Annotated in this window: 19 protein-coding genes and 1 pseudogene; 8 read left to right on the plus strand and 12 right to left on the minus strand. The window is 67.8% G+C overall.

Annotation, left to right across the window (positions count from 1 at the left end):
* The first annotated feature begins 146 nt into the window (after positions 1–146).
* Positions 147–992, plus strand: a complete 846-nt coding sequence (locus T428_RS0118630) for a class I SAM-dependent methyltransferase (protein WP_025737664.1) — start codon at positions 147–149, stop codon at positions 990–992.
* Here T428_RS0118630 and T428_RS0118635 read toward each other — a convergent pair.
* Positions 989–1,384 carry a MerR family transcriptional regulator gene (locus tag T428_RS0118635; protein WP_025737665.1) on the minus strand — a complete coding sequence of 132 codons (396 nt, stop codon included), beginning with the start codon at positions 1,382–1,384 and terminating at the stop codon, positions 989–991. The genes T428_RS0118630 and T428_RS0118635 overlap by 4 nt on opposite strands.
* A 51-nt stretch (positions 1,385–1,435) precedes the next feature.
* On the opposite strand from T428_RS0118635, the gene T428_RS0118640 reads away from it, so the two are divergent.
* A complete protein-coding gene (locus tag T428_RS0118640; RefSeq protein WP_036468409.1) occupies positions 1,436–1,870 on the plus strand; it encodes a PPOX class F420-dependent oxidoreductase in 435 nt (144 codons plus the stop codon).
* 127 nt (positions 1,871–1,997) lie between these two features.
* Here the strand turns inward: T428_RS0118640 and dnaE are convergent, their stop codons facing one another.
* Positions 1,998–5,540: a DNA polymerase III subunit alpha gene (gene dnaE, locus T428_RS0118645; RefSeq protein ID WP_025737667.1), complete on the minus strand. Its 3,543-nt coding sequence runs from the start codon at positions 5,538–5,540 to the stop codon at positions 1,998–2,000.
* Positions 5,541–5,605: 65 nt separating this feature from the next.
* The gene (locus T428_RS0118650) at positions 5,606–6,037 is read right to left on the minus strand and encodes a type II toxin-antitoxin system Rv0910 family toxin (RefSeq protein ID WP_025737668.1); all 432 of its coding nucleotides are present in this window, start codon (positions 6,035–6,037) and stop codon (positions 5,606–5,608) included.
* Between the two features lie 176 nt (positions 6,038–6,213).
* Here T428_RS0118650 and T428_RS0118655 point away from each other — a divergent pair, with 176 nt between their 5' ends.
* The 3 genes from T428_RS0118655 (at position 6,214) to T428_RS0118665 (ending at position 8,089) form a co-directional block, all read left to right on the plus strand.
* Positions 6,214–6,624 (plus strand): group I truncated hemoglobin, encoded by a 411-nt coding sequence (locus tag T428_RS0118655; protein WP_025737670.1) that lies wholly within the window; start codon positions 6,214–6,216, stop codon positions 6,622–6,624.
* A 74-nt stretch (positions 6,625–6,698) separates the two neighbouring features.
* A complete protein-coding gene (locus T428_RS0118660; RefSeq protein ID WP_025737671.1) occupies positions 6,699–7,325 on the plus strand; it encodes an MliC family protein in 627 nt (208 codons plus the stop codon).
* An 8-nt stretch (positions 7,326–7,333) separates the two neighbouring features.
* A complete protein-coding gene (locus tag T428_RS0118665) occupies positions 7,334–8,089 on the plus strand; it encodes a class I SAM-dependent methyltransferase (protein ID WP_025737672.1) in 756 nt (251 codons plus the stop codon).
* Here T428_RS0118665 and T428_RS0118670 read toward each other — a convergent pair whose 3' ends face one another.
* Entirely contained in the window at positions 8,090–9,016 is a 927-nt protein-coding gene (locus T428_RS0118670; RefSeq protein ID WP_025737673.1) for an RluA family pseudouridine synthase, read from the minus strand.
* Positions 9,013–9,633, minus strand: a complete 621-nt coding sequence (lspA, locus tag T428_RS0118675) for a signal peptidase II (protein ID WP_025737674.1) — start codon at positions 9,631–9,633, stop codon at positions 9,013–9,015. Before lspA ends, T428_RS0118670 begins: the two co-directional genes overlap by 4 nt.
* Positions 9,634–9,708: 75 nt before the next feature.
* On the opposite strand from lspA, the gene T428_RS0118680 reads away from it, so the two are divergent.
* A complete protein-coding gene (locus tag T428_RS0118680; RefSeq protein ID WP_025737675.1) occupies positions 9,709–10,635 on the plus strand; it encodes an asparaginase in 927 nt (308 codons plus the stop codon).
* Here T428_RS0118680 and T428_RS29400 read toward each other — a convergent pair.
* Positions 10,600–11,810, minus strand: a pseudogene (locus tag T428_RS29400) (DNA polymerase IV); the annotation flags it as partial. The gene T428_RS0118680 and the pseudogene T428_RS29400 overlap by 36 nt on opposite strands.
* Positions 11,811–12,166: 356 nt before the next feature.
* On the opposite strand from T428_RS29400, the gene T428_RS0118690 reads away from it, so the two are divergent.
* Together T428_RS0118690 and T428_RS0118695 are read left to right on the plus strand one after the other, a co-directional pair.
* Positions 12,167–13,600, plus strand: a complete 1,434-nt coding sequence (locus T428_RS0118690; RefSeq protein WP_025737676.1) for an FAD-binding oxidoreductase — start codon at positions 12,167–12,169, stop codon at positions 13,598–13,600.
* Positions 13,601–13,613: 13 nt separating this feature from the next.
* Positions 13,614–14,645 (plus strand): class I SAM-dependent methyltransferase, encoded by a 1,032-nt coding sequence (locus T428_RS0118695; protein ID WP_211243976.1) that lies wholly within the window; start codon positions 13,614–13,616, stop codon positions 14,643–14,645.
* Between the two features lie 3 nt (positions 14,646–14,648).
* Here T428_RS0118695 and lpqB read toward each other — a convergent pair whose 3' ends face one another.
* The 6 genes from lpqB to alkX form a co-directional block, all read right to left on the minus strand.
* On the minus strand, positions 14,649–16,403 hold the full coding sequence (gene lpqB, locus T428_RS0118700) for an MtrAB system accessory lipoprotein LpqB (RefSeq protein WP_025737678.1): 1,755 nt from the start codon (positions 16,401–16,403) through the stop codon (positions 14,649–14,651).
* Positions 16,403–18,094: an MtrAB system histidine kinase MtrB gene (mtrB, locus tag T428_RS0118705; protein ID WP_084298796.1), complete on the minus strand. Its 1,692-nt coding sequence runs from the start codon at positions 18,092–18,094 to the stop codon at positions 16,403–16,405. The genes lpqB and mtrB overlap by 1 nt, the downstream gene beginning before the upstream one ends.
* Before the next feature lie 49 nt (positions 18,095–18,143).
* Positions 18,144–18,830, minus strand: a complete 687-nt coding sequence (gene mtrA, locus T428_RS0118710) for a two-component system response regulator MtrA (RefSeq protein ID WP_007168097.1) — start codon at positions 18,828–18,830, stop codon at positions 18,144–18,146.
* A gap of 102 nt (positions 18,831–18,932) precedes the next feature.
* Positions 18,933–19,565 carry a dTMP kinase gene (locus T428_RS0118715; protein ID WP_025737680.1) on the minus strand — a complete coding sequence of 211 codons (633 nt, stop codon included), beginning with the start codon at positions 19,563–19,565 and terminating at the stop codon, positions 18,933–18,935.
* Between the two features lie 61 nt (positions 19,566–19,626).
* On the minus strand, positions 19,627–21,084 hold the full coding sequence (gene ahcY / locus T428_RS0118720; protein WP_025737681.1) for an adenosylhomocysteinase: 1,458 nt from the start codon (positions 21,082–21,084) through the stop codon (positions 19,627–19,629).
* Between the two features lie 101 nt (positions 21,085–21,185).
* Entirely contained in the window at positions 21,186–21,791 is a 606-nt protein-coding gene (gene alkX / locus T428_RS0118725; RefSeq protein WP_036468414.1) for a TetR family transcriptional regulator AlkX, read from the minus strand.
* Between the last annotated feature and the right edge of the window lie 15 nt (positions 21,792–21,806).

A 21,806-nucleotide genomic window follows, 5' to 3' on the forward strand; every position in this document is an offset into this window, starting at 1 on the left:
CTGGCGCTCGGGTGGGCGGCCCGGCTTGTCACCACTCCACCCCCCTCGCTGAGCGTACGTCCGCCGTCGGGGGCCATGGGACACAATTTGCGATTTTGCGGGTGGACCGGTCTGCCCGATCGAGGGGCGCCGAGTACGTTCGGATGATGCGGCCCCAGCCCGATATCGGCGCGAGCGACCTCACGCCGCTCGAGGAGACCGCGTTGCTGACCCAATATGCCCGAGCGGTGGACAGCCGGTGGCCGCGGCCCGTTCTCGGCGACTCGCTGGCCGCCGAGATCGTCGACCAGATCGACTACGACTTTGCCGGACTCGGCGTTCCGGCGAGCGTGGTCTGCCAGACGGCGCTGCGCGCCAAGATGCTCGACGAGCGGGTGCGGGCCTTCACCGCCGCGCATCCGGACGCGGTCGTCGTCGATCTGGGCGCGGGGCTGAATTCGGGCCCGTTTCGGGTGCACCCGCCGGCGGGTGTCTACTGGTACAGCGTCGACCTGCCCGGTGTCAGCGCACTGCGCCGCCAGCTGCTACCGGCCAGCAAGCACGCCCACGTGGTGACCGCTTCGGTAGCAGACCAGAGCTGGCCCAACACCATGCCGTCCGGTCGGCCCGTGATCGTGGTAGCCGATGGACTGTTCGCGTTCTTGTCCGAGCCGGTGCTGATCGCCCTGTTCCGGCGCATCACCACCTACTTCACGTCCGGGGAGCTGGCCTTCAACGACTACGGGCGCATCGGCTGGGTCACCCGGCTTGCGGTGACACTGGCCCCGCAGCGCATGTTCAGCAGCGTCGGCGCCCAATGGGGCTATCCGGGGTTCGAAGACCCGCGAGTGCCGGAGAAATGGAATTCCTCGTTGCGGCTCGTCGAGGAGGTCAGCTTGGCACACGCTCCGGAGGTCGAGCTGTTTCCGGGCTGGATTCGGTTCGCCACCAAGGCTTCCGGGATGTTCGAGGCGTCCGCCCGCAAAGCCCGCATCTTGCGCTACCGGTTCTAGGCCGGATGGATGCCGCAGGTACAGGCGTCGATCGACGGGCAGGTGCAGTTCATCCCCGACTCGATGACGGCCCGCGCCCTGGCCAGCGACGCCATCTGCTCGTCGATCTCGGCGAGTTTGGCCTCGGCCAGGGCCCGGCTGGCGGGGCGCCCCGGCGCGTCGTCGGCGAACAGCAGCTGGATTTCCTCCAGCGCGAAGCCGGCGAATTTGCACAGCCGGATCACCTCGAGGCGGGCCAGGACCGAGTCGTCGTAGCGGCGCCGTCCGGCCAGCCGCGCCGGTGACGGCAGCAGCCCGATCTGCTCGTAGTAGCGCAGCGTGGTCGCGGCCACCCCGGCTTGGCGCGCGACCTCGCCGATCGTGAGCGTCCGGCCGGTTGTCACCGCAGCCATCGCACCTCCGTCGCTTGACTTCGAGTCAACTCTAAGTCGTTGACTGGGACCATGCACAACACCGCACTCGGTAGTGCTCGCTACGCCCTGCTCCGATCGTTTCGCCGGGACGGCACCCCCGCCGACACCCCGATCTGGTTCGCGATGGACGGCGATGCCGTGGTGTTCCGGACCAAGGTGGGTCCCAAGACCAGGCGCCTGGCGGCCCGCCCCGACGTCGAACTGCGCGCGTGCGACTACCGCGGCCGGGTTCGCGACGGTGCGGCGGCGGTGACCGGGCGCGCCACGCTGTTGTCGGGCGACGAGGCCGAACGGGCCAATCACATCCTGCACCGGCGCTACGGCTGGCAGTGGAACATCGTTCCGCTGATCAAGGTGCCGGGCGTGACCAACGTGCACCAGGACCTGGGTGTCGCCGAGAAGCTGCGCCGGGCCCGCGATCGGGGGGTTTGGGCCGTCAGCGTGATCGTCCGAGTCGAGCTTTAGGTCGGCTTCGGTGTGCGCCCACGGCTTTTAGTGTGCGCGTACGGCGGCGACACGCCGGGCGACTCCAGCCTGGACGCACACTCAAAACCCTTGTCGCACAATCGCCGAGGCGACCGGCGACGAACACCTAGCTGCCCAGACACCCCGGACCGAGCAGCTCTTTCAAGTCGCCCATCAGCGCCGGCGACGGCGTCACCCGCAGCGAGTGATCGAGCTCGAGCGTCGTGATGCGGTCTCCGCTGATCAACCGCAGATGCACCTGTGACGTTCCCGGGTGGCGCGCCAGCACCTGCTTGAGCGCGCTGACTTTGTCGATGGTGCACTGCCGGGTGGGCAGGCTGACCGCAATCGGCCGGTCGGGCTGAGCGTTCGAAAAGTCCGGCACCACAAGTTCGTTGGCGATCAGTGAGATGCGGTCGTCACGGATCGCGACCTTGGCGTTGATCAGCACCACGGCGTCGTCGACGATGTCGGCGCCGTAGGCCGAGTACGCGTGCGGGAAGAACATCACCTCGATGCCACCGGTAAGGTCTTCCAATTGGGCTGACGCCCAAGGCATTCCGTTCTTGTTGACCCGGCGGTTCACCGAGGCCAGGATGCCACCCACCCGCACCTGGGTGTCGTTGCCGACGTCGCCGTCGAGGATCGCGGGAATCTGGGTGTCCACCTGTGCCGCCAACAGGTGCGCCACGCCGTTGAGCGGATGCCCGGATACGTACAGCCCCAGCATCTCCCGCTCCAGGGCAAGCTTGTGCTTGTCCTCCCACTCGTCCTCGGGAACCCGGATGGTGAACACCGCGTCGCCGCCGGCATCGCCGCCGCCGAACAGGTCGTACTGGCCCATCGCCTCGGCCTTCTTGGTGCCCAGCACCGAGTCGACGGCGTCGGTGTGCACCAGGAACAGCCCCTTGCGGGCATGCCCCAGCGAATCGAACGCGCCGGCCTTGATCAGCGATTCGGTGACTTTCTTGTTGCACGCGGAGATGTCGATCTTGTTCAGGTAGTCCGAGAAATCGGTGAATTTGCTTTTCTCGCTTCGGGTTTTGATCAGCGAGCCCACCACGTTGGCGCCGACGTTGCGCACCGCGCCCAGGCCGAAGCGGATGTCCTTACCGACCGAGGCGAAGTTGACCAGGGACTCGTTGACGTCCGGCGGCAGCACCGTGATGCCGAGCTTGCGGCAGTCGGCCAGATACACCGCGGCCTTGTCCTTGTCGTCGCCGACCGACGTCAACAGGCCCGCCATGTACTCGGCCGGGTAGTTGGCCTTCAGATAGGCGGTCCAGTACGAGACCAGGCCGTAACCGGCGGCGTGGGATTTGTTGAACGCGTATCCGGCGAACGGAAGAATGGTGTCCCACAACGCTTTCACCGCTTTTTCGGAGAAGCCGTTGGCCGTCATGCCTTCGTAGAAGCCCTTGTACTCGGCCTCGAGCACCTCGAGCTTCTTCTTGCCCATCGCCTTGCGCAGCGCGTCGGCCTTACCCATCGTGTAGGAGGCGACCTTCTGGGCAATGAACATGATCTGCTCTTGGTAGACGATCAGGCCGTAAGTCTCGGCCAGGATGTCGCGCAGCGGTTCCTCGAGCTCGGGGTGGATCGGCTTGATCGGCTGGCGGCCGTTCTTGCGGTCGGCGTAGTCGTTGTGGGCGTTCATGCCCATCGGCCCCGGCCGGTACAGCGCCAGCACGGCGACGATGTCGTTGAACTCGGTCGGCTGCATCCGGCGCAGCAGATCGCGCATCAGCCCGCCGTCGAGCTGGAACACCCCCAGGGTGTCACCGCGGCCCAGCAGCTCGTAGGTGAGCTTGTCGTCGAGCGGGACGGATTCCAGGTCGAGGTCAATTCCCCTGTTGGCCTTGATGTTATCCAGCGCGTCGCCGATGATCGTCAGGTTGCGCAGGCCCAGGAAGTCCATCTTCAGCAGGCCGATGGCCTCACACGACGGGTAGTCCCAACCGGTGATGATGGCGCCGTCCTGCGGCCGCTTCCACAGCGGGATGGCCTCGGTCAGCGGCTCGCTGCTCATGATCACCGCGCACGCGTGCACACCGGCGTTGCGGATCAGGCCCTCCAGGCCGCGCGCGGTCTGGTAGATGGTGCGCACATCCGGATCGGTTTCGATCAGGCTCCGCACCTCGGCGGCTTCCTTGTACCGCTCGTGGGCCGGGTCGGTGATGCCCGACAGCGGGATGTCCTTGGCCATGATCGCCGGCGGCAACGCCTTGGTGATCCGGTCGGCGATGGCGAACCCGGGCTGGCCGTAATGGATCCGCGCCGAATCCTTCAGCGCCGCTTTGGTTTTGATCGTGCCGAAGGTGATGACCTGGGCGACGCGATCCGAGCCCCACTTGTCGGCGGCGTAGCGCACCATTTCGCCGCGACGGCGGTCGTCGAAGTCGATATCGATGTCGGGTGCCGACGGACGTTCCGGGTTGAGGAAGCGCTCGAACAGCAGACCGTGCGGAATCGGGTCGATGTTGGTGATGCCCAGCGCGTAGGCGACCAGCGAGCCCGCCGCCGAGCCACGCCCCGGCCCGACCCGGATATCGATCGACTTGGCGTGGTTGATCAGGTCCGCGACGATCAGGAAGTAGGCCGGAAAACCCTTGTCGCAGATGACCTTGATCTCGTACTCAGCCCGGTCGATGTACTCCTGGCCGACGCCGGGTCCGAAGCGGCGCTGCAGCCCCGCCATCACCTCGTGGTGCAGCCAACTCGCCTGGTCGTGCCCGTCGGGCACCGGGAAGTCCGGCATCCGGTCGCGCGGCGCCCATACGTCGGCGTAGGACTGCACCCGCTCGGCGATCAGCAGCGTGGCGTCGCAGGCGCCGGGCACCTCGTCGTCCCAGATCTTGCGCATCTCGGCGGCCGACTTCAGGTAGTACCCGTCGCCGTCGAATTTGAACCGGTTCGGGTCCGACAGCGTCTTGCCGGTCTGCACGCACAACAGCGCCTCGTGATTGTGCGCGGCGTCGCGGGTGACGTAGTGGCAGTCGTTGGTGGCCAGCGGCGGGATGCCGAGCTTGCGGCCGATCTCGAGCAGGCCGTCGCGGACCCTTTGCTCGATGGACAGCCCGTGGTCCATCAACTCGAGGAAGAAGTTGTCGGCCCCGAAGATGTCGCGCCATTTGGCGGCCGACTCGAGCGCCTCGCGGTCATGCCCCAGCCGAAGACGCGTCTGCACCTCGCCCGACGGGCACCCGGTGGTGGCGATGATGCCCTCGGCGTGCTCGGCGATCAGCTCGACGTCCATCCGCGACCACTTGCCGAGCTGACTCTCGAAGGACGCCAGCGACGACAGCTTGAACAGATTGCGCAGCCCGGTAGCGTTTTCGGCCACCATCGTCATGTGGGTGTAGGAGCCGCCGCCGGAGACGTCGTCGGCTTTCTGGCTGGGATCGCCCCACAAAATCCGCTTGGTGTCGAAGCGCGAGGCCGGCGCGATGTAGGCCTCGACGCCGATGATCGGCTTGATCCCGGCCTTGGTCGCCGCGTTGTAGAACTCGCTGGCACCGAACATGTTTCCGTGGTCGGTCATGCCCACCGCGGGCATTTCCAGCCGCTGGACCTCGGCGAGCATCGGCGTGATCTTCGCGGCACCGTCCAACATCGAGTACTCGGTGTGGTTATGCAGGTGCACAAAAGACCGCGAAGATGAACCGCTCATAGGGACGCCAGTCTATGACCGACTACCGACACTTCCTCGGCGTGTCGCGCAAGTGTGTCTGGGTTTTATCCGTACAGCTGGACGAAGTTCTTCAGCGACTTCTCGACGTCGCCCTTGACGGCCCGCGCCGCCGCCGATCCGACCGGTCCGAACAACGCCCGACCGCCCAGCTCGAGGCGCAAACCGAGGGTCGATCCGGCGCCGGCGGGTCGCACGGTCAGGCTGACGGCGTACTTGGTTCCGCCCTTACCCGCACCCGACATCGCGACCTCGTGCGGCGGGTCCCACCTGGTCACCGTCCAGGTGACGCGGTTACGCATGCCCTTGGCCCGCGCCACGCCGACGATCTGAGTGCCCTCGGCGATCTCGTCGGGCAGTTCGCTGCGCCACCCTTCGTGCATCGTCAGCCAGTCGCCCAGGTCCGACAGATCCGAGACGTGGTTCCACATGTCCTGCGGGCGCATCGGGACGTCGGCGGTCAGCTCCACGGCGGCCATCACGCAAACCTATCCCGGCCGCGCATGTGCGCCCAGGGCTTTGACTGTGCGCCCGAGGCGACCTCACCCGGCGGCCGACAACCTGCCACTTGCCGGCAATCGGCTTGTTACGTCGGGCAATCCGAGCGTGATCGCGGACTAACTGAGGGGCAATGCCCAAGTGTTCCGCTGGATACATGAAACTCTTCGCAACGTTCCGCAAGGCGGAGCCGACAAGCATCTACCACCGCATCGGCGGGCACGAGGCGCTCGAGGCCGTCGTCGAGGACTTCTACGTTCGGGTGCTCGCCGACGACCAACTGTCCGGCTTCTTCACCGGGACGAACATGAATCGCCTCAAAGGCAAGCAGGTGGAGTTCTTCGCGGCCGCCCTGGGCGGCCCGGAGCCCTACACCGGTGCCCCGATGAAACAAGTGCATCAGGGGCGCGGCATCACGATGCACCACTTCAGCTTGGTGGCCGGGCATTTGGCCGACGCGCTGGCCGCGGCGGGAGTTCCGCCGAAGACGGTGACCGACATCCTCAGCGCCGTCGCACCGCTGGCACCCGAGATCGTGTCCGGGGAGGCCAGCACCGCCAAGCTGTAACCGGCGGCGACGAAATCGGCGGCGCGCGGGCGTGTCGCACACCGTGATCGTCGCGCAGCCGGTAGTCAGCAGGTATGAGGCCGATCGCTGTCATCGTCGTGGCCATGATCCTGAGCGGCTGCGGCTCCTCCCCGACCACCACTCCGGCGCCCAGTCCGTCGACGACCACCCAATCCAGCACCGCGGCCGCGGCGCCGCTCGACTGCACCAAGCCGGCGAACTCCGCCCAGCAGCTGATCTGCACCGACTCGCATCTGTTCGACCTCGAGCGTCAACTGCAGGGCGCCTATCAGCAGGCCCTGGCCCGCCCCGGCGCGGATAAATCCGCACTGGCGGCCGCGCAGGGCAGCTGGGCGACGACCCGCGACGACTGTGTCCGCAACGCCGATGTGCACACCTGCGTGCTGGAGGCGTATCAGACCCGGCTGGTGCAGCTGGCCATCGCCGACCCCAACACCGTCGCCCCACCCGTCATCACCTACCACTGCCCGGCCGACTCCGGCCCGCTGACAGCGCAGTTCTACAACCAGTTCGCCCCGCTCACCGCGGTGCTCAACTGGAAAGGCACCCAGCAGATCTTGTTCATCCAGCCGTCGGGCAGCGGCGCGCGATACGGCCGGCAGGGCTCCGAGTACTGGGAGCACCAGGGCCAGGTAACGCTCGACTTCAACGGCACCAAGTTCGTCTGCACAACGTCGTGACGCCTAACGTGGGCCGAACCTTCGAAGATTTGGTCGCAGAAGCCGATTCGGTGTCCGTCGACGGCTTGGATTACTCATGGCTGGACGGCCGTGCCACCGAGGAACGTCCGTCGTGGGGGTATCAACGGCTGATCAGCCGTCACTTCGCGAACGTGTCGGCCGCGGTGGATCTACAGACCGGCGGCGGCGAAGTGCTGGCCGGCGCGGGACCTTTCCCGCCCACGATGGCCGCGGTCGAGTCGTGGCCGCCGAACGTCCCGCTGGCAACCAAGCTGCTGCATCCGCGCGGTGTGGTGGTGGCCACCCCGGACGAGTCGCGATTGCCGTTCGCCGATAATGCTTTCGGCCTGGTGACCAGCCGGCATCCACACACCGTGTGGTGGACCGAGATCGCCCGGGTGCTGCGCCCGGGCGGTACCTATTTGGCCCAGCACATCGGGCCCGCGACGGTGTCCGAGCTGGTCGAGTTCTTCACCGGGACGCAGCCCGACGCGCCGGATGTGCGGCACCCGGACAACGAGCGAGCCGCGGCCGAGGCCGCCGGACTGGAGATCCTCGAGATGCGTCCGGAACGACTCCGGCAGCAGTATTTCGATATCGGTGCCGTGGTGTACGTCCTGCGCAAGGTGATTTGGTGGGTGCCGGACTTCACCGTGCAGCGCTACCGCGACCGGCTGCGCGAACTGCATGACCGCATCGAATCCGACGGCCCCTTCATAGCGCACGCCACCCGGGTGCTGGTGCGGGCCCGCAAACCCGACTGATCAGGACTCGTCGCGCAGCACACCCAACGCGTGCTGCAGGTCGGCCGGGTACGGGCTGACGAATTCCACCCACCGACCGTCGGCGGGATGAGCGAATGCCAGCGACCGTGCGTGCAGCCATTGCCGTTGCAGGCCAAGTCTTTTCGCGAGCTTGGGGTCGGCACCGTAGACCAGGTCCCCACAGCATGGATGATGCAGCGCGGCGAAATGCACCCGAATCTGGTGGGTCCGACCGGTTTCCAGGTGCACGTCGAGCAGGCTGGCCGCGACATGCGCTTCCAGGGTGTCGTAGTGCGTGACGCTGTGCCGGCCGCTCTGGGTGACCGCGAACTTCCACTCCCCGCCACGATGACGCCCGATCGGCGCGTCAATGGTACCGCTGGACGGATCCGGATGTCCTTGCACCAGAGCGTGATAGCGCTTGTCGACGGTGCGCTGTTTGAACGCCCGCTTGAGCAGGGTGTACGCCCGCTCGGAGATCGCGACCACCATCACCCCGGAGGTGCCGACGTCGAGGCGATGCACGATGCCCTGCCGCTCGTGCACACCCGAGGTGGTGATGCGGTAGCCGGCGGCGGCCAGGCCGCCGAGCACCGTGGGACCGCTCCAGCCCACCGAGGCGTGCGCCGCCACCGCCGCCGGCTTGTCGACCACGACGATGTCGTCGTCGGAGTACAGAATCGCCATGCCCTCGATATCGACCGGGGTGTTCTCCAGCGGCGGCGGCGCCTCGGGCAACCGCACCTCGAGCCAGGCGCCGGAGGTCAGGCGGTCGGACTTGCCCGCGGGCACGCCGTCGAGTTCGACGCCGCCGTCCTCGGCGATGGTCGCCACGGCGCTGCGGGACAGCCCCAGCAAGCGCGACAACCCGGCATCGACACGCATGCCCGCCAATCCCTCCGGAACGGGCATCGAGCGGTTGCTCATTTGGCTTGGTCGGCCTGATTCCCGGCCTCGGATTTGTCGGTGCTCTTACGCCGTCCCACGGTGTCGAAGTCGAAGCCGAACACCGAGAGCGCGACGAGCAGGATCGCGCCGCCCACCACCGAGGGATCGGCGACGTTGAACACTGGCCACCAGCCGATCGACAAGAAGTCCACGACGTGGCCGCGCAGCGGTCCCGGCGCACGGAAGAAGCGATCGACCAGGTTGCCCATGGCGCCGCCCAGGATCATGCCCAGCCCCACCGCCCACCAGGGCGAGACCAGCCGCCGGCCCATCCAGAAGATGCCGATCACCACACCGGTGGCGATCAGCGTCAACACCCAGGTGTATCCGGTCGCCATCGAGAAGGCGGCCCCCGAATTCCGCACCAACGTCCAGGTCACCGTGTCGCCGATGATCGACACGGGCTGCCCCGGGGGCAGCAGCCGCACGGCGAGCACCTTGGTCACGATGTCGAGCACCAGCACGACGGCGGCCACTGACACCAGCAGTCGCCGCCGCCGCGGAGGGACTTCGGGTTCCACCGGCTCCCCGGACGTCGCGGCGTCGGCCGCCGACGACGTCACCGGCTCGGCCGATCCTGTGGGTTCTTCGGGCACCTAACCATCATCCCCTAGCTCCCGGCGCCCTCGGGTGCGGCCTCACCGGCCCGGCGCATGGGCAATGATTCGACTATGGGTCGTCTCACCGTCATCGCCACCGGCGGCACGATTTCGACCAGTACCGGCGCCGACGGCGTTCGCCGTCCCAGCCGCAGCGGATCCGACCTCACCGCCGGCCTCGACGTCGACGTCGTCGACCTGATGGCGGTGGACAGCTCGGAGCTGACGACGGCGGACTGGGATCGGATCGGCGCCGCGGTGCGGGCCGCGGTCGACGGGGGCGCCGCGGGTGTGGTCATCGCGCACGGCACCGACACCATGGAGGAGAGCGCGCTGTGGTTGGACCTCACCTACGGCGGTGATCCCCCGGTCGTGCTGACCGGCGCGATGCGCAGCGCCGACGCTGCCGACGCCGATGGTCCGGCCAACCTGCGCGACGCGGTGGCGGTGGCGGCCAGCCCGGCCGCACGCGGCCTCGGCGTGTTGGTGTCCTTCGCCGGCCGGGTGCTGCAGCCGCTGGGCATGCACAAGGTGGCCACCCAGGATCTGAGCGGCTTCGCCGGCGAGCTGGTCGGCACGACGCACGGCGGCGTGGCGCTGACCGGCGCGAATGTCCGTCCCTACCTCGGTGAGCTACGCGCCGCCGACGCGCCGCGGGTCGACATCGTCGCGGCCTACCTGGGCAGCGACTCGGTGGCGCTGGACGCCTGCGTGGCCGCCGGGGCACGCGCCGTCGTGCTCGAGGCGCTGGGTTCGGGCAATGCCGGGGCCGCGGTGGTCGACGGCGTCCGCCGGCACTGCGCCGACGGGGTCGTCGTCGCGGTGTCCACCCGAGTCCCCGGCGGCGGGGTCAGCGCCGGCTACGGCCCCGGCCACGACCTGGTCGAAGCCGGCGCCGTGCTGGTGCCGCGGCTGCGGCCGCCGCAGGCCCGGGTGCTGCTGATGGCCGCGCTGGCCGCGCGGCTACCGATCGGCGACGCCATCGCCCGCTGGGGCTGACGCGGTGTCCTCGGCGCGCAGCGCGCCCAGGTAGTCGCTTCAGTCCAGCGAATCGACCGGATTGGCGGCGACGAGATCGCCGGTGTCGGCGGGGAACGTATGGGCCTGGCCCGGTCCGCTGCTGCGGGTTTCGAACCGCACGGTGACGACGCCGTGGCCGGCGCCCTGCACCCAGCCGTGCCCGAGTTCGCGGTGCTCGACGTCCAGTCCCACCCGCCACGGCGACGCCTCCGGCGCCGGTGCGAACATCGCGTCGGTCGCGGTCTCGACCGAGTGCTGTGCGTCCGATTCCGGCGCGGCGAGCTCCAGGTCGGGAAACAGCGACTCCTGGCGCACCTCGCTCAATCCCGAAAACCCAACGCCGAGTAGGCGAATCGGCCCAATCGCGCGCGGATCGAGCAGCAGCCGGCGGGTCAGCGCGAGCAGCGCGCCGGCCTCGGTCGTCGCGTACGGCAAGGTCGCCGAGCGGGTCAGCGTGCTCATGTCGGACTTCTTCAACTTCACCGTGACGGTGCGGGCGCCCCGGCCGTCGCGCAGCAGGCGTTGATGCGCATGCTCGGCGATCGGCTCGATGGCGTCGTGCAGCTGCTCGAGGCTGGTCAGGTCGACGGCGAAGGTGGACTCGGCGCTGATCTGCTTGGCCTCGGCGCGCTCGGCGACCGGACGATCGTCGATACCGCGGGCCAGCCGGTGCAACGCCGGCCCCACCGTCGCGCCCAGAATGTTGGCGACCTCGGCGTCGGTCAGCGCGGCCAGCTGCCCGATCGTCTCGATGCCGAGCCGGTTCAGCTTCTCCTCGGCGACCGGGCCGATTCCCCACAGCCGCCGCACCGGCAGCCCGTCGAGCAGCAACCGTTCCTCGGCGCGCCCGACCACCCGAACGCCGTCGGGTTTGGCCAGCCCGGAAGCGATCTTGGTGATCTGCTTGCCCGAGCCCGCGCCCACCGAGGCAATCAACCCGGTCTCGTCACGCACCCGTCGTCGCAGGCCCTCGCAGAACGCCTCGACGTCCGCCTCCGACGCCCCGGCCAGTTGCGGGGGCTCCCGAACGCCTCGTCGAAGGAGAGATGCTCGACGACGGGCACCACGCCGCGCACGACGTCGAACACCCGCCGGCTGGCGACCCCGTACACCACGCCGCGCGGCGGCAACACCACCGCCGTCACCCCGACCAGGTGAGACATGGAGAACGAATCGTGGTCGTCCAGCAAGCGCATGTGGACGCGGCCGCAGCACACCCGGGCAAAGTCGTCGAACGCGATCGCGCGTTTCCAGATGTGCGCATCCGAAGCATCCGCTGTCGGTGGCTCCGTCATCCGGTCGTTTCTCTCCAATTCACCGATGCCCCTTTCGCAATTGCGTGCCAACAAGCTAGCGTTGCCGACCGAGGCGGCGCTATGCCGTGCTGGTGGCCGTGCGCGATCCGGCCCAACCACTGCGTCTTTAGGCTAACCCCGATGTGAGCACAGACCTACGCCCTATCGTGGGTATCGTGCCGAGTGACCCGTCCACCGAAACCGGGAGTCTGCCCATGATGCACGCTGAATCCGTTCCCGTTCAGCGCTTTTCGGATCATCAGCTCGCCGCGTTGGACGCTCGGCTGGACGGTGACATCGTGCACTGTCGGCACCCGGAGTACCAGCAAACCCGCCGCATCTGGAACGCGATGATCGACCGGCACCCCGCGTTGGTTGCTCGTTGCCGCACAGATGGGGACGTCGCCACCGCAATCGAATTCGCGCGCGAGCACGGCATCGGATTGACCGTCAAAGGCGGCGGCCACAGCGTCACAGGGCATTCCATGATCGACGATGGGCTGGTCATCGATCTCGCTCGGATGCGCCAGGTCACCGTCGACCCCGAGGCCGCAACGGTTCGCGTCGGTAGCGGCTGTCTGCTCGCCGATATGGACCACGCGACGCAGATGCACGGTTTGGCAACGCCGGCCGGTGTGATGTCGCAGACCGGGGTGGCCGGGCTGGCGCTCGGCGGCGGCACCGGCTGGCTGACCCGTAAATTCGGCCTCACCTGCGATAACCTGCTATCGGCTCGAGTAGTGCTGGCCGACGGCAGCGTGGTTCGCGCCAGCGCCGACGAGAACGCCGATCTATACTGGGGCCTGCGCGGCGCGGGAACGAATTTCGGCGTCGTCACCGAATTCGAATTTACAACACACGTCGTCGCACAACCACTTCCGGTTGGCACCGCGCTGTATCGCCTACAGAATGCGGCCGCTGCGATCACGCACTACGACCAGACGATGCAGCGGGCCCCCGACGACCTGAAGGTCGTGGTGTATCTGCGGCGAGCTCTCGCCGAGCCGGGGATGCCCGACGATCTGGTCGGCGCGCCGGTGTGCGTGCTGGTGAGTGTCTGGACCAGGGATACCGCGGATACAAGATCGATCAACGAGGAGTTGTGGAGCGGTGCGCCGCAGGTGTTCTCGAGTATCCAGGCCATGCCGTTGGTCGAGCTGCAATCGATCAACGATGACCTGCTGGGCCCGGGCGCGTGCAATTACACCAAAGGCGGCTATCTCGGTGAAATCACCGGTGACTGCATCGGCGCACTGATCGAGTCGGCGCAGCTGCTGCCGTCGCCGACCTCGGTGCTGGAGTTCTCGTATCAGCATGGCGCCCAGGATCTGCTGTCCGAAGACGACACCGCGTTTCCGGATCGCCACGCCGATCATTTCCTCAATGTGCTCACCCGGTGGGATCCCGGCATCGAAGGCCGTCGCCATATCGATTGGGCACGAGAGACTTACGCCAGGACCTCCGGCTGGCACAGCGGCGGGATCTATTCGAACTTCCTGGCCTACGACGACGACGCGCGGGTACGGGAGGCTTACCGAAACGGCAAGTACGAGCGACTGGCCACGATCAAGTCGAAATACGATCCGGACAACATCTTCAACAGCAACCCAAACATCGCTCCCGACAATACGATCGAACGGCCAATCTGACGTGCACTTGGCCATGATCCCGGACGACCCGGCCGAATGGAAGGCCCTGGCGTCACGACAACTCCCGTTGCCATTCTTCGATACCCACTTCGCATTCGGCCGGGCGCGCGCGATCATGGCGGCAACCAAACTCGGTGTGTTCGAGTCATTGCGTCACCAGGCGGCGACGCCCGCCGAAATCGCGGACCGATGCGGCACCGACACGGTGGCGACGCAGCAGCTGCTGATTGCGCTCGCCGGGTCGGATTACCTGACATACCGCGACGGCCGGTACGCGTTGACGCCGACGGCGCGCACCTGGCTACTGACGAAAAGCCCGAGCTCGGTGGTCGATGCGGTGCTGTTCGCGTTCGACGAGTGGGAGCTGATGGCGCACGTCGAAGACTATGTGCGCACCGGTATCCCGCTCGAGCTGCATCAGACCGTGACCGGCGTGCAGTGGGAGCATTACCTGCGAGCCATGCGGGCCCTGGCCGGCCTGGCGGCACACGAAGTCGCGCAGTTCCTCCCGGTGCACGGCGGTGCGACCGACATGATCGACGTCGGCGGCGCGCACGGGCGCTATTCGGTTGCCTTGTGCCGGCGCCATGCCCAGTTGCGTTCGGTGGTCCTGGACCTACCCGAGGCCGTCCGGGTGGCGGCGCCGCTGCTGGCAGCGGAGAACATGGGCACTCGCGTCGTCCATCTCGAGGGCGACGCGCTGTCGCACGATTTCGGCGCCAAGACTTACGACGTGATACTGCTGTCCAACGTCGCACACCACTTCACTGCCGCGGAGAACGCACTGTTGTTCCAGCGCCTGGGGCGGGCGCTGCGGCCAGGCGGCGTCTTCGCGGTGGTCGAACCCTTCCGCCTCGAAACAGGGCATGGCGCAAGCCAATTCGCCGCACTCAACGAGCTGTACTTCGGAGTGACCAGCCGCTCCGGGACTCCGACGACCCGAGAGACCGCACGATGGCAGCGGGACGCCGGACTGCAGCCCGCGGCCGAACCGATCCTGCTGAGCGGCGGCGACGTGGGCTTGCAGATCGCGACAAAGTGCTAGCGCCTACCCCGGCAGCACCGGCGCGGCGCCACCGGTCATCAAGCCCGGTACCTCCGACCAGCTCTGCTGGCTTTCCGGCGCGGACGCCGAGTACTGCAACACGCCCTGCGGCGCCGCGACGTAGACGGTCGACGGATTGGCCGCGATCGCGGTCAGCGGGATCTGCAGGCCGTGCGCGGGGGCATCGGAGTTCACCCCGTCGAGGTTGACGTACGAAACCGGGTGCGCGAGGTCGTTACGGGTCACCACGATGTCGTCACCGGTGCGCCAATACAGCGAGACCACCGAATTGCCCAGCCCGAAACCCAACCGCCGCGGGTAGGTCAGCGCATACTGCCCGGCCTGGGTCTGCTCGACGCCGGCGAGAATCACCATGCCGCCGATCACCATCGCGGCGCGGGTGCCGTCGCGGGACAGTTGCAGTTCGGTGATCGGCCCCGGGAATTTGCTCGCCACCGCCCCGGAATCGACCGGTAGCCGCGCGGGTTGGCCGGAGGCCGGTTCCTGGATGGCCCGCAGCACGTTGTTGCCGTCCACCACCACCCACACCGCGTCGTCCAGCGACCAGCTGGGGCGCGACAGGCTGTGCCCATCGGCGGACTGGACCGCCTCGCCGCCGAGATCGCCGATCCACAACGACTCCGCCATGTCCGGCGCGCCGCGGTGCAGGGTCACCACGGACGCCACCTGCCGGCCGCTGCGGGACAGCGCGGCCAGTGTCTGGTCGCCCATCCGGCCGAACGCGCCGGGCACCGTGGTGGTCCGCTGTCCGTCCAGCCCGACCAGCGACCCGTTGATCAGGGCGTGCAGGCCGGCGCCGGCACCGTCGGCCACGCCCGGGTCGGTGGCGGCGACGTCGGAGGTGGTCCAGCCTTCGGCGAACCTGTCGTCCAGCGGCGCCCCGTCGGCGTTGATCACGTACGGGCCCCGGATGTCGGCCCGGGCCAGCGTCCAAATGATCTGTGCGGCAAGCAATTGCCGACTGTGCGGATCGGTGGTGGACAGTTTCTGTAGGTCGATGCGCGCGCCGCCATAGCCTCGGCCGATCCCGTTCTTGCCGCCATCGGCCCGGGTCACCGGCCCGCGCAGGCGCAGCGGCGGGGCCAGCAAATTGCGCACCGTGTGCGCCATCTCCGGCCGGGGTCCGGCCAGCAGCTTGGACACGAGTTCGGTGGGCAGCTGATCATGATCGGAGACCGCGACATAGCGCGGGTCAGGCACCACCGTCTTGCCGGTCGGGTCGGCGAAGTACAGTGTGTTGCGCTTGTAGGTGGCCTGAAACTGTTGCCAGTCCAGGAAAACCCCGTTGGGCAGCTTGTCGATTCGCCAGCCGCCGGGGGTCTTGACCAGCTCGATCGGGCCCGGGTCGGGCAGCACGCCCTCCGCCGTTTCGAACACCCCGACATCGGACAGCGAACCCAGGATGTCGGCCCGCATGGTCGCCGAAACCCGTTCGGCGCCACGGGTTTCCACGAACACCACATGGTCGATCAGCAGAGCGCTACCGGCGTCGTCCCACGCGTTGGATGCCGACTGGGTGAGGAACTGCCGCGCGGCCAGATGCCGGTTGGCGGGATCGGCTGTGGCCTTGAGGAATTCGCGCAGCAACACGTCGGGATCCATGCCCGGGGTGGGCTTGGGTAGATTCGACGGCGCCGGGCGCTCGACGGTGCCGATGGCCTGCGGCGCCGACGTGCTGGGCACCCCCGCACAGCCGGCCAGCAGCACCGCCAGCAGCGCGACGAACAGGCGCCGCATCACAGACTCCTCTCGGCGTGCTCGTGTTGGCGCGGGCGCTCTTTGCCCGCCGGTGGCGCGGGTTCCCCGGGCGGCGGCGTGGGCTGCGGGATCGGTTTCATCGGCAACGGGCTGGTGGTGACCTTGTGTCCGCGGACCAACGGAAGCGTCAGCCGGAAGCAGGCGCCCCGGCCGGGCTCGCCCCACGCCTCCAGCCGGCCCTGGTGCAGGCGGGCATCCTCGACGCTGATCGCCAGGCCCAGCCCCGTTCCACCGGAGCGCCGCACCCGCGACGGGTCCGAGCGCCAGAACCGGCTGAACACCAACTTCTCCTCGCCGGGCCGCAGCCCCACCCCGTAGTCGCGGACCGTGACGGCGACGGTGTCCTCGTCGGCCCCCATCCGGATGCGCACCGGTTTGTGCTCGGCATGGTCGATGGCGTTCGCGATCAGATTGCGCAGGATCCGCTCCACCCGCCGCGGATCGACCTCGGCGATCACCTCTTCCGACGGCATGTCCACCAGCAGCTCGACGCCGGCGTCCTCGGAGAGGTGGCCGACGTTGCTCAGCGCGCTCTGCACCGTCGTGCGCAAATCGACTGCCTCCACGGACAATTCGGCCACGCCGGCGTCGTGGCGGGAGATCTCCAGCAGGTCGTTGAGCAGCGTCTCGAAGCGATCGAGCTCGTTGACCATCAGCTCGGTGGACCGTTGCAGGGTCGGGTCCAGCTCGGCGCTGTGGTCGTAGATCAGGTCGGCGGCCATCCGCACGGTGGTCAGCGGCGTGCGCAGTTCGTGGCTGACGTCGGAGGTGAACCGGCGCTGCAGGTTGCCGAACTCTTCGAGCTGGGTGATCTGCCGCGACAAGCTCTCGGCCATGTCGTTGAACGACACCGCAAGTCGCGCCATGTCGTCTTCGCCGCGCACCGGCATGCGTTCGGACAGATGCCCCTCGGAGAACCGCTCGGCGATCCGCGAGGCCGAGCGCACCGGCACCACCACCTGGCGCGACACCAGCAGGGCGATACCGGCCAGCAGCACCAGCAGCACCGCGCCGCCGGTGATCATCGTCCCGCGCACCAGCGTGATCGTGGCCTGCTCGCTGGCCAGCGGGAAGATCAGATACAGCTCCAGGTTTGCCACCTGCGACGACGCCGGCGAGCCGACGATCAGCGCCGGCCCCGAGAACCCTTCGGTGTGCACTGTGGCGTACTGGTAGGCCGCCTGCCCGGCCTTGACGAAGCCGCGCAACGCGGCGGGCACCTGGTCGACCGGCCCGGCGGCGGCCGCCGCGCGCGGGCCGTCACCGGGCACCATCAACACCACGTCGAACGCGCCGGCCAGGCCGGGACCCGACGACGGGTCGGTTTTCGACGTCAGCGTGTTGCGGGCCAGCTGCAGGCTGCTGTCCAGTGAGCGCGACTCCTCGCCGTTGACGATCCCGCCGACCGTCGCGCGCGCTCGTTCGATCTGCTCGATGCCCGCCTTGACCTTGACGTCAAGAACCCGGTTGGTGACCTGGCTGGTGAGCACGAAGCCGAGCGCCAAGATCACCGCCAAGGACAATCCCAGCGTCAGCGCCACGACCCGCAGTTGCAGCGAGCGGCGCCAGGCGATGCCGACGGCTCGACTCAACGCACTCATGCCCCGAGTCATGGGACCGGTTCGTCCCCAGCGGTGACCGTGAATACGTCGCCGCGAGCCCCAGATCAATGGCGGCGCTCCTCAGCATCGTGACGTCTTACACCGGCGCCGCCGCGGATCACGGAGGTCCGGCCTTGTAACCCACTCCTCGAACGGTCAACACCACAGTCGGGTTCTCCGGGTCTTTTTCGACCTTGGCCCGCAGGCGCTGGACGTGCACGTTCACCAACCGGGTGTCCGCCGGGTGACGGTAGCCCCACACCTGTTCGAGCAGTACATCACGAGTAAACACCTGGCGCGGTTTGCGTGCCAGCGCCACCAGCAGGTCGAACTCCAGCGGGGTCAGCGAAATCTGCTCGCCGTTGCGGGTGACCTTGTGCGCCGGCACGTCGATCTCGACATCGGCGATCGAGAGCATCTCGGCCGGCTCGTCGTCGTTGCGCCGCAGCCGCGCCCGCACCCGGGCGACCAGCTCCTTGGGCTTGAACGGCTTCATGATGTAGTCGTCGGCGCCGGACTCCAGGCCCAGCACCACATCCACGGTGTCGGTCTTGGCGGTCAGCATCACGATCGGAACACCGGAGTCGGCGCGCAACACCCGGCACACGTCGATGCCGTTCATGCCCGGCAACATCAGGTCCAACAGCACCAGGTCGGGCCGCAGCTCGCGCACCGCGGTCAGAGCTTGGGTGCCGTCGCCGATGACCGCAGTGTCGAAGCCCTCCCCACGAAGAACGATGGTCAGCATCTCCGCGAGCGAAGCGTCGTCGTCGACGACCAAAATCCTTTGCCTCATGGAGTCCATGGTGTCACCAGATCGGGACAAAACTGGGGCGCCACACGGGCGTTTCTCTTTCGATACGGGCAAATCGTGACAAATTTGTGCTGTTCGGCGGTTATTCGCGGCTCATTCGGAGACCAACTCGGCCGCCAGGCGGCCCGGATCGACGTCCGCGTCGACCACCAGCCAGCGCCCGCCCCAGCCGGCGTCGGCCAATCCGGCGTAGACCGCGCGGGTGCGCTGCTGCAGCTCGTCGTCGCGTTCGTAGCTGTCCCGCGGACGGCCCGGATCGTTTTCGGCGCGGCGCCGGGCCCGCTCTCCGGCAAGCTCGGCGGACACCCCGAGCAGCACCTGCCAGTCCGGCGCCGGCAGCCCGAGCCGGTGGAATTCCAGCTCGTGCACCCAGGCGGCGGCGTCCCCGGCCGCGTCCTGGTGCAGCCGCGCGGCGCTGTAGGCCGCGTTGGAGGCGACGTAGCGGTCGAGAATCAGCACGTCGTGATCGCGGCTCAGCGTGGCCATCTCGTCGATCGCACCCGCGCGGTCCAGCGCGAACAACATCGCCATCGCGTACACCGACGACGCCAGGTCCCCGTGCTCGCCGTGTAATGCCTCGGCCGCGACGTCGGCGGTCATCGACTGCCCGTAGCGCGGGAAGGCCATCGTCACCACCGACTTGCCGGCGGCTTCGAAGGCCTTGCGCAACCCCTCGGTCAGCGTCCGCTTGCCGGAGCCGTCGACGCCTTCGATCGCGATCAGCACGGCGCGAGCCTAACGCCTCGTCGAATGCCCGGCCGGCCGCCCGCTCGGCGACCGGCGGTGCCTAGTAGCGGTAGTGGTCCGGCTTGAATGGGCCCTCGACGTCGACACCGAGATATTCGGCCTGGTCCTTGGTGAGCTTGGTCAGCTTGCCGCCGAGCGCCTCGACGTGGATGCGGGCCACCTTCTCGTCCAGGTGCTTGGGCAGCCGGTACACCTCGTTGTCGTACTCGTCGTTCTTGGTCCACAGCTCGATCTGGGCGATCGTCTGGTTGGCGAAGCTGTTGCTCATCACGAACGACGGGTGGCCGGTGGCGTTGCCCAGGTTCAACAGCCGGCCCTCGGACAGCACGATGATCGACTTGCCGGAATCGCCGAACGTCCACAGGTCCACCTGCGGCTTGATGTTGAGCTTGGTCGCACCGGAGCGCTCCAGCGCGGCCATGTCGATCTCGTTGTCGAAGTGGCCGATGTTGCCCAGGATGGCGTGATCCTTCATCGCCTTCATGTGATCCAGCGAGATGATGTCCTTGTTGCCGGTCGCGGTGACGACGATGTCGGCGTCGGCGATGGCGTCCTCGACCGTCACCACGTCATAGCCCTCCATCAGCGCCTGCAGGGCGTTGATCGGGTCGATCTCGGTGACGGACACCCGCGCGCCCTGGCCCTTGGCCGCCTCCGCGCAGCCCTTACCCACGTCGCCGTAACCGCAGATCAGCACGTTCTTGCCGCCGATCAGCGCGTCGGTGCCGCGGTTGATGCCGTCGAGCAGCGAGTGCCGGGTGCCGTACTTGTTGTCGAACTTGGACTTGGTCACCGAGTCGTTGACGTTGATCGCCGGGAAGGCCAAATCGCCGGCCGCGGCGAACTGGTACAGCCGCAGCACGCCGGTGGTGGTCTCCTCGGTGACACCCTTGACCGACTCCGCGATCTTGGTCCACTTGGTCTTGTCGGTCTCGAAGCGCTTGCGCAATACGCTCAGGAAGACCTTCCATTCCGTCGGGTCGTCATCCTCGGCGGGCGGCACCACGCCGGCCTTCTCGTACTGGGCACCGCGTAGCACCATCATGGTGGCGTCGCCGCCGTCGTCCAGGATCATGTTGGCCGGCTCGCCCTTCCAGGTGAGCATCTGCTCGGCGCACCACCAGTACTCCTCGAGCGACTCGCCCTTCCACGCGAACACCGGGACGCCCTTGGGCTCCTCGGGGGTGCCGTGCGGTCCGACGACGACCGCCGCCGCGGCGTGGTCCTGCGTCGAGAAGATGTTGCACGACGCCCACCGGACCTCGGCGCCGAGGCTCGTCAGCGTCTCGATGAGCACCGCGGTCTGCACAGTCATGTGCAGCGAGCCCGAGATGCGGGCGCCCTTGAGCGGTTGCACGTCGGCGTACTCGCGCCGCAGCGCCATCAGGCCGGGCATCTCGTACTCGGCCAGATCGAGTTCCTTGCGGCCGAATTCCGCGAGCGACAGGTCGGCGATCTTGAAATCGATGCCGTTACGAACGTCGGGCGTCAGAGTCATGGCGGGTCTGTTCCTTCTGCGGCTCAGGGGCTCAAGTGGATTTCGTTAGCTTGGGTATACGCTCGTCCGCCACTGTAATAGGCGCCGGTGAGCCCGCCAGGTCAGGGGATGTTGATGACGCCGTGACGTTCGGCAAAAGGTGTCATCAGACGGGCCAGATCGCGTGCGACGTCATGATCGGCCTCCGGCGGCATCGAGACGTAGCTCAACGCCAGCCGCACGATCGCGCGCGCCAGCACGCCGGCGTCCTCGTCGCTGGTCGCCACCCAGGTGGTGGTGAACGCCAGGGTCAGCCGCTCCGAGGCACGGGTGATGATCGGCGCGCTGTCGGTGGTGATGATCTGCAGCAGATCGGGCTTGGCGACCCCGCTGAGCAGGGAGATCACCAACGGGTCGGACGCCGACTCGGCGAAGAACGCCCGGAAGCCCTGCAGGAACGCTTCGAACATGTTGCCGACGTTGGCGTCCAGCGCGGTGTGCACGCTGTCGACCAGGCGATCGGCCAGGCGCAGGGCGTACCCCTGCGCCAGACCTTGCCGGGAGCCGAACTCGTTGTAGATGGTCTGCCGGCTGATGCCCGCGGCCCGGGCCACGTCGGAAAGCGTGATGGCCGACCAGTCCCGCGTCAGCAGCAAGTCGCGCATCGCGTCCAGCACCGAGTCACGCAGCAGCACGCGCGAGGCCTCGGCGTATGGAATCCGCTTCACAGGCGCGACATTAGT

Source organism: Mycobacterium genavense ATCC 51234, from assembly GCF_000526915.1.
GTDB lineage: Bacteria > Actinomycetota > Actinomycetes > Mycobacteriales > Mycobacteriaceae > Mycobacterium > Mycobacterium genavense.

Excerpts from the sequence above, each read along its gene's own strand:
- T428_RS0118630 (WP_025737664.1), top strand. The coding sequence starts at position 147 with ATGCGGCCCCAGCCCGATATCGGCGCGAGCGACCTCACGCCGCTCGAG.
- T428_RS0118635 (WP_025737665.1), bottom strand. The coding sequence starts at position 1,384 with ATGGCTGCGGTGACAACCGGCCGGACGCTCACGATCGGCGAGGTCGCG.
- T428_RS0118640 (WP_036468409.1), top strand. The coding sequence starts at position 1,436 with ATGCACAACACCGCACTCGGTAGTGCTCGCTACGCCCTGCTCCGATCG.
- dnaE (WP_025737667.1), bottom strand. The coding sequence starts at position 5,540 with ATGAGCGGTTCATCTTCGCGGTCTTTTGTGCACCTGCATAACCACACC.
- T428_RS0118650 (WP_025737668.1), bottom strand. The coding sequence starts at position 6,037 with ATGGCCGCCGTGGAGCTGACCGCCGACGTCCCGATGCGCCCGCAGGAC.
- T428_RS0118655 (WP_025737670.1), top strand. The coding sequence starts at position 6,214 with ATGAAACTCTTCGCAACGTTCCGCAAGGCGGAGCCGACAAGCATCTAC.
- T428_RS0118660 (WP_025737671.1), top strand. The coding sequence starts at position 6,699 with ATGAGGCCGATCGCTGTCATCGTCGTGGCCATGATCCTGAGCGGCTGC.
- T428_RS0118670 (WP_025737673.1), bottom strand. The coding sequence starts at position 9,016 with ATGAGCAACCGCTCGATGCCCGTTCCGGAGGGATTGGCGGGCATGCGT.
- T428_RS0118680 (WP_025737675.1), top strand. The coding sequence starts at position 9,709 with ATGGGTCGTCTCACCGTCATCGCCACCGGCGGCACGATTTCGACCAGT.
- T428_RS0118690 (WP_025737676.1), top strand. The coding sequence starts at position 12,167 with ATGATGCACGCTGAATCCGTTCCCGTTCAGCGCTTTTCGGATCATCAG.
- T428_RS0118695 (WP_211243976.1), top strand. The coding sequence starts at position 13,614 with ATGATCCCGGACGACCCGGCCGAATGGAAGGCCCTGGCGTCACGACAA.
- lpqB (WP_025737678.1), bottom strand. The coding sequence starts at position 16,403 with ATGCGGCGCCTGTTCGTCGCGCTGCTGGCGGTGCTGCTGGCCGGCTGT.
- mtrA (WP_007168097.1), bottom strand. The coding sequence starts at position 18,830 with ATGGACTCCATGAGGCAAAGGATTTTGGTCGTCGACGACGACGCTTCG.
- ahcY (WP_025737681.1), bottom strand. The coding sequence starts at position 21,084 with ATGACTCTGACGCCCGACGTTCGTAACGGCATCGATTTCAAGATCGCC.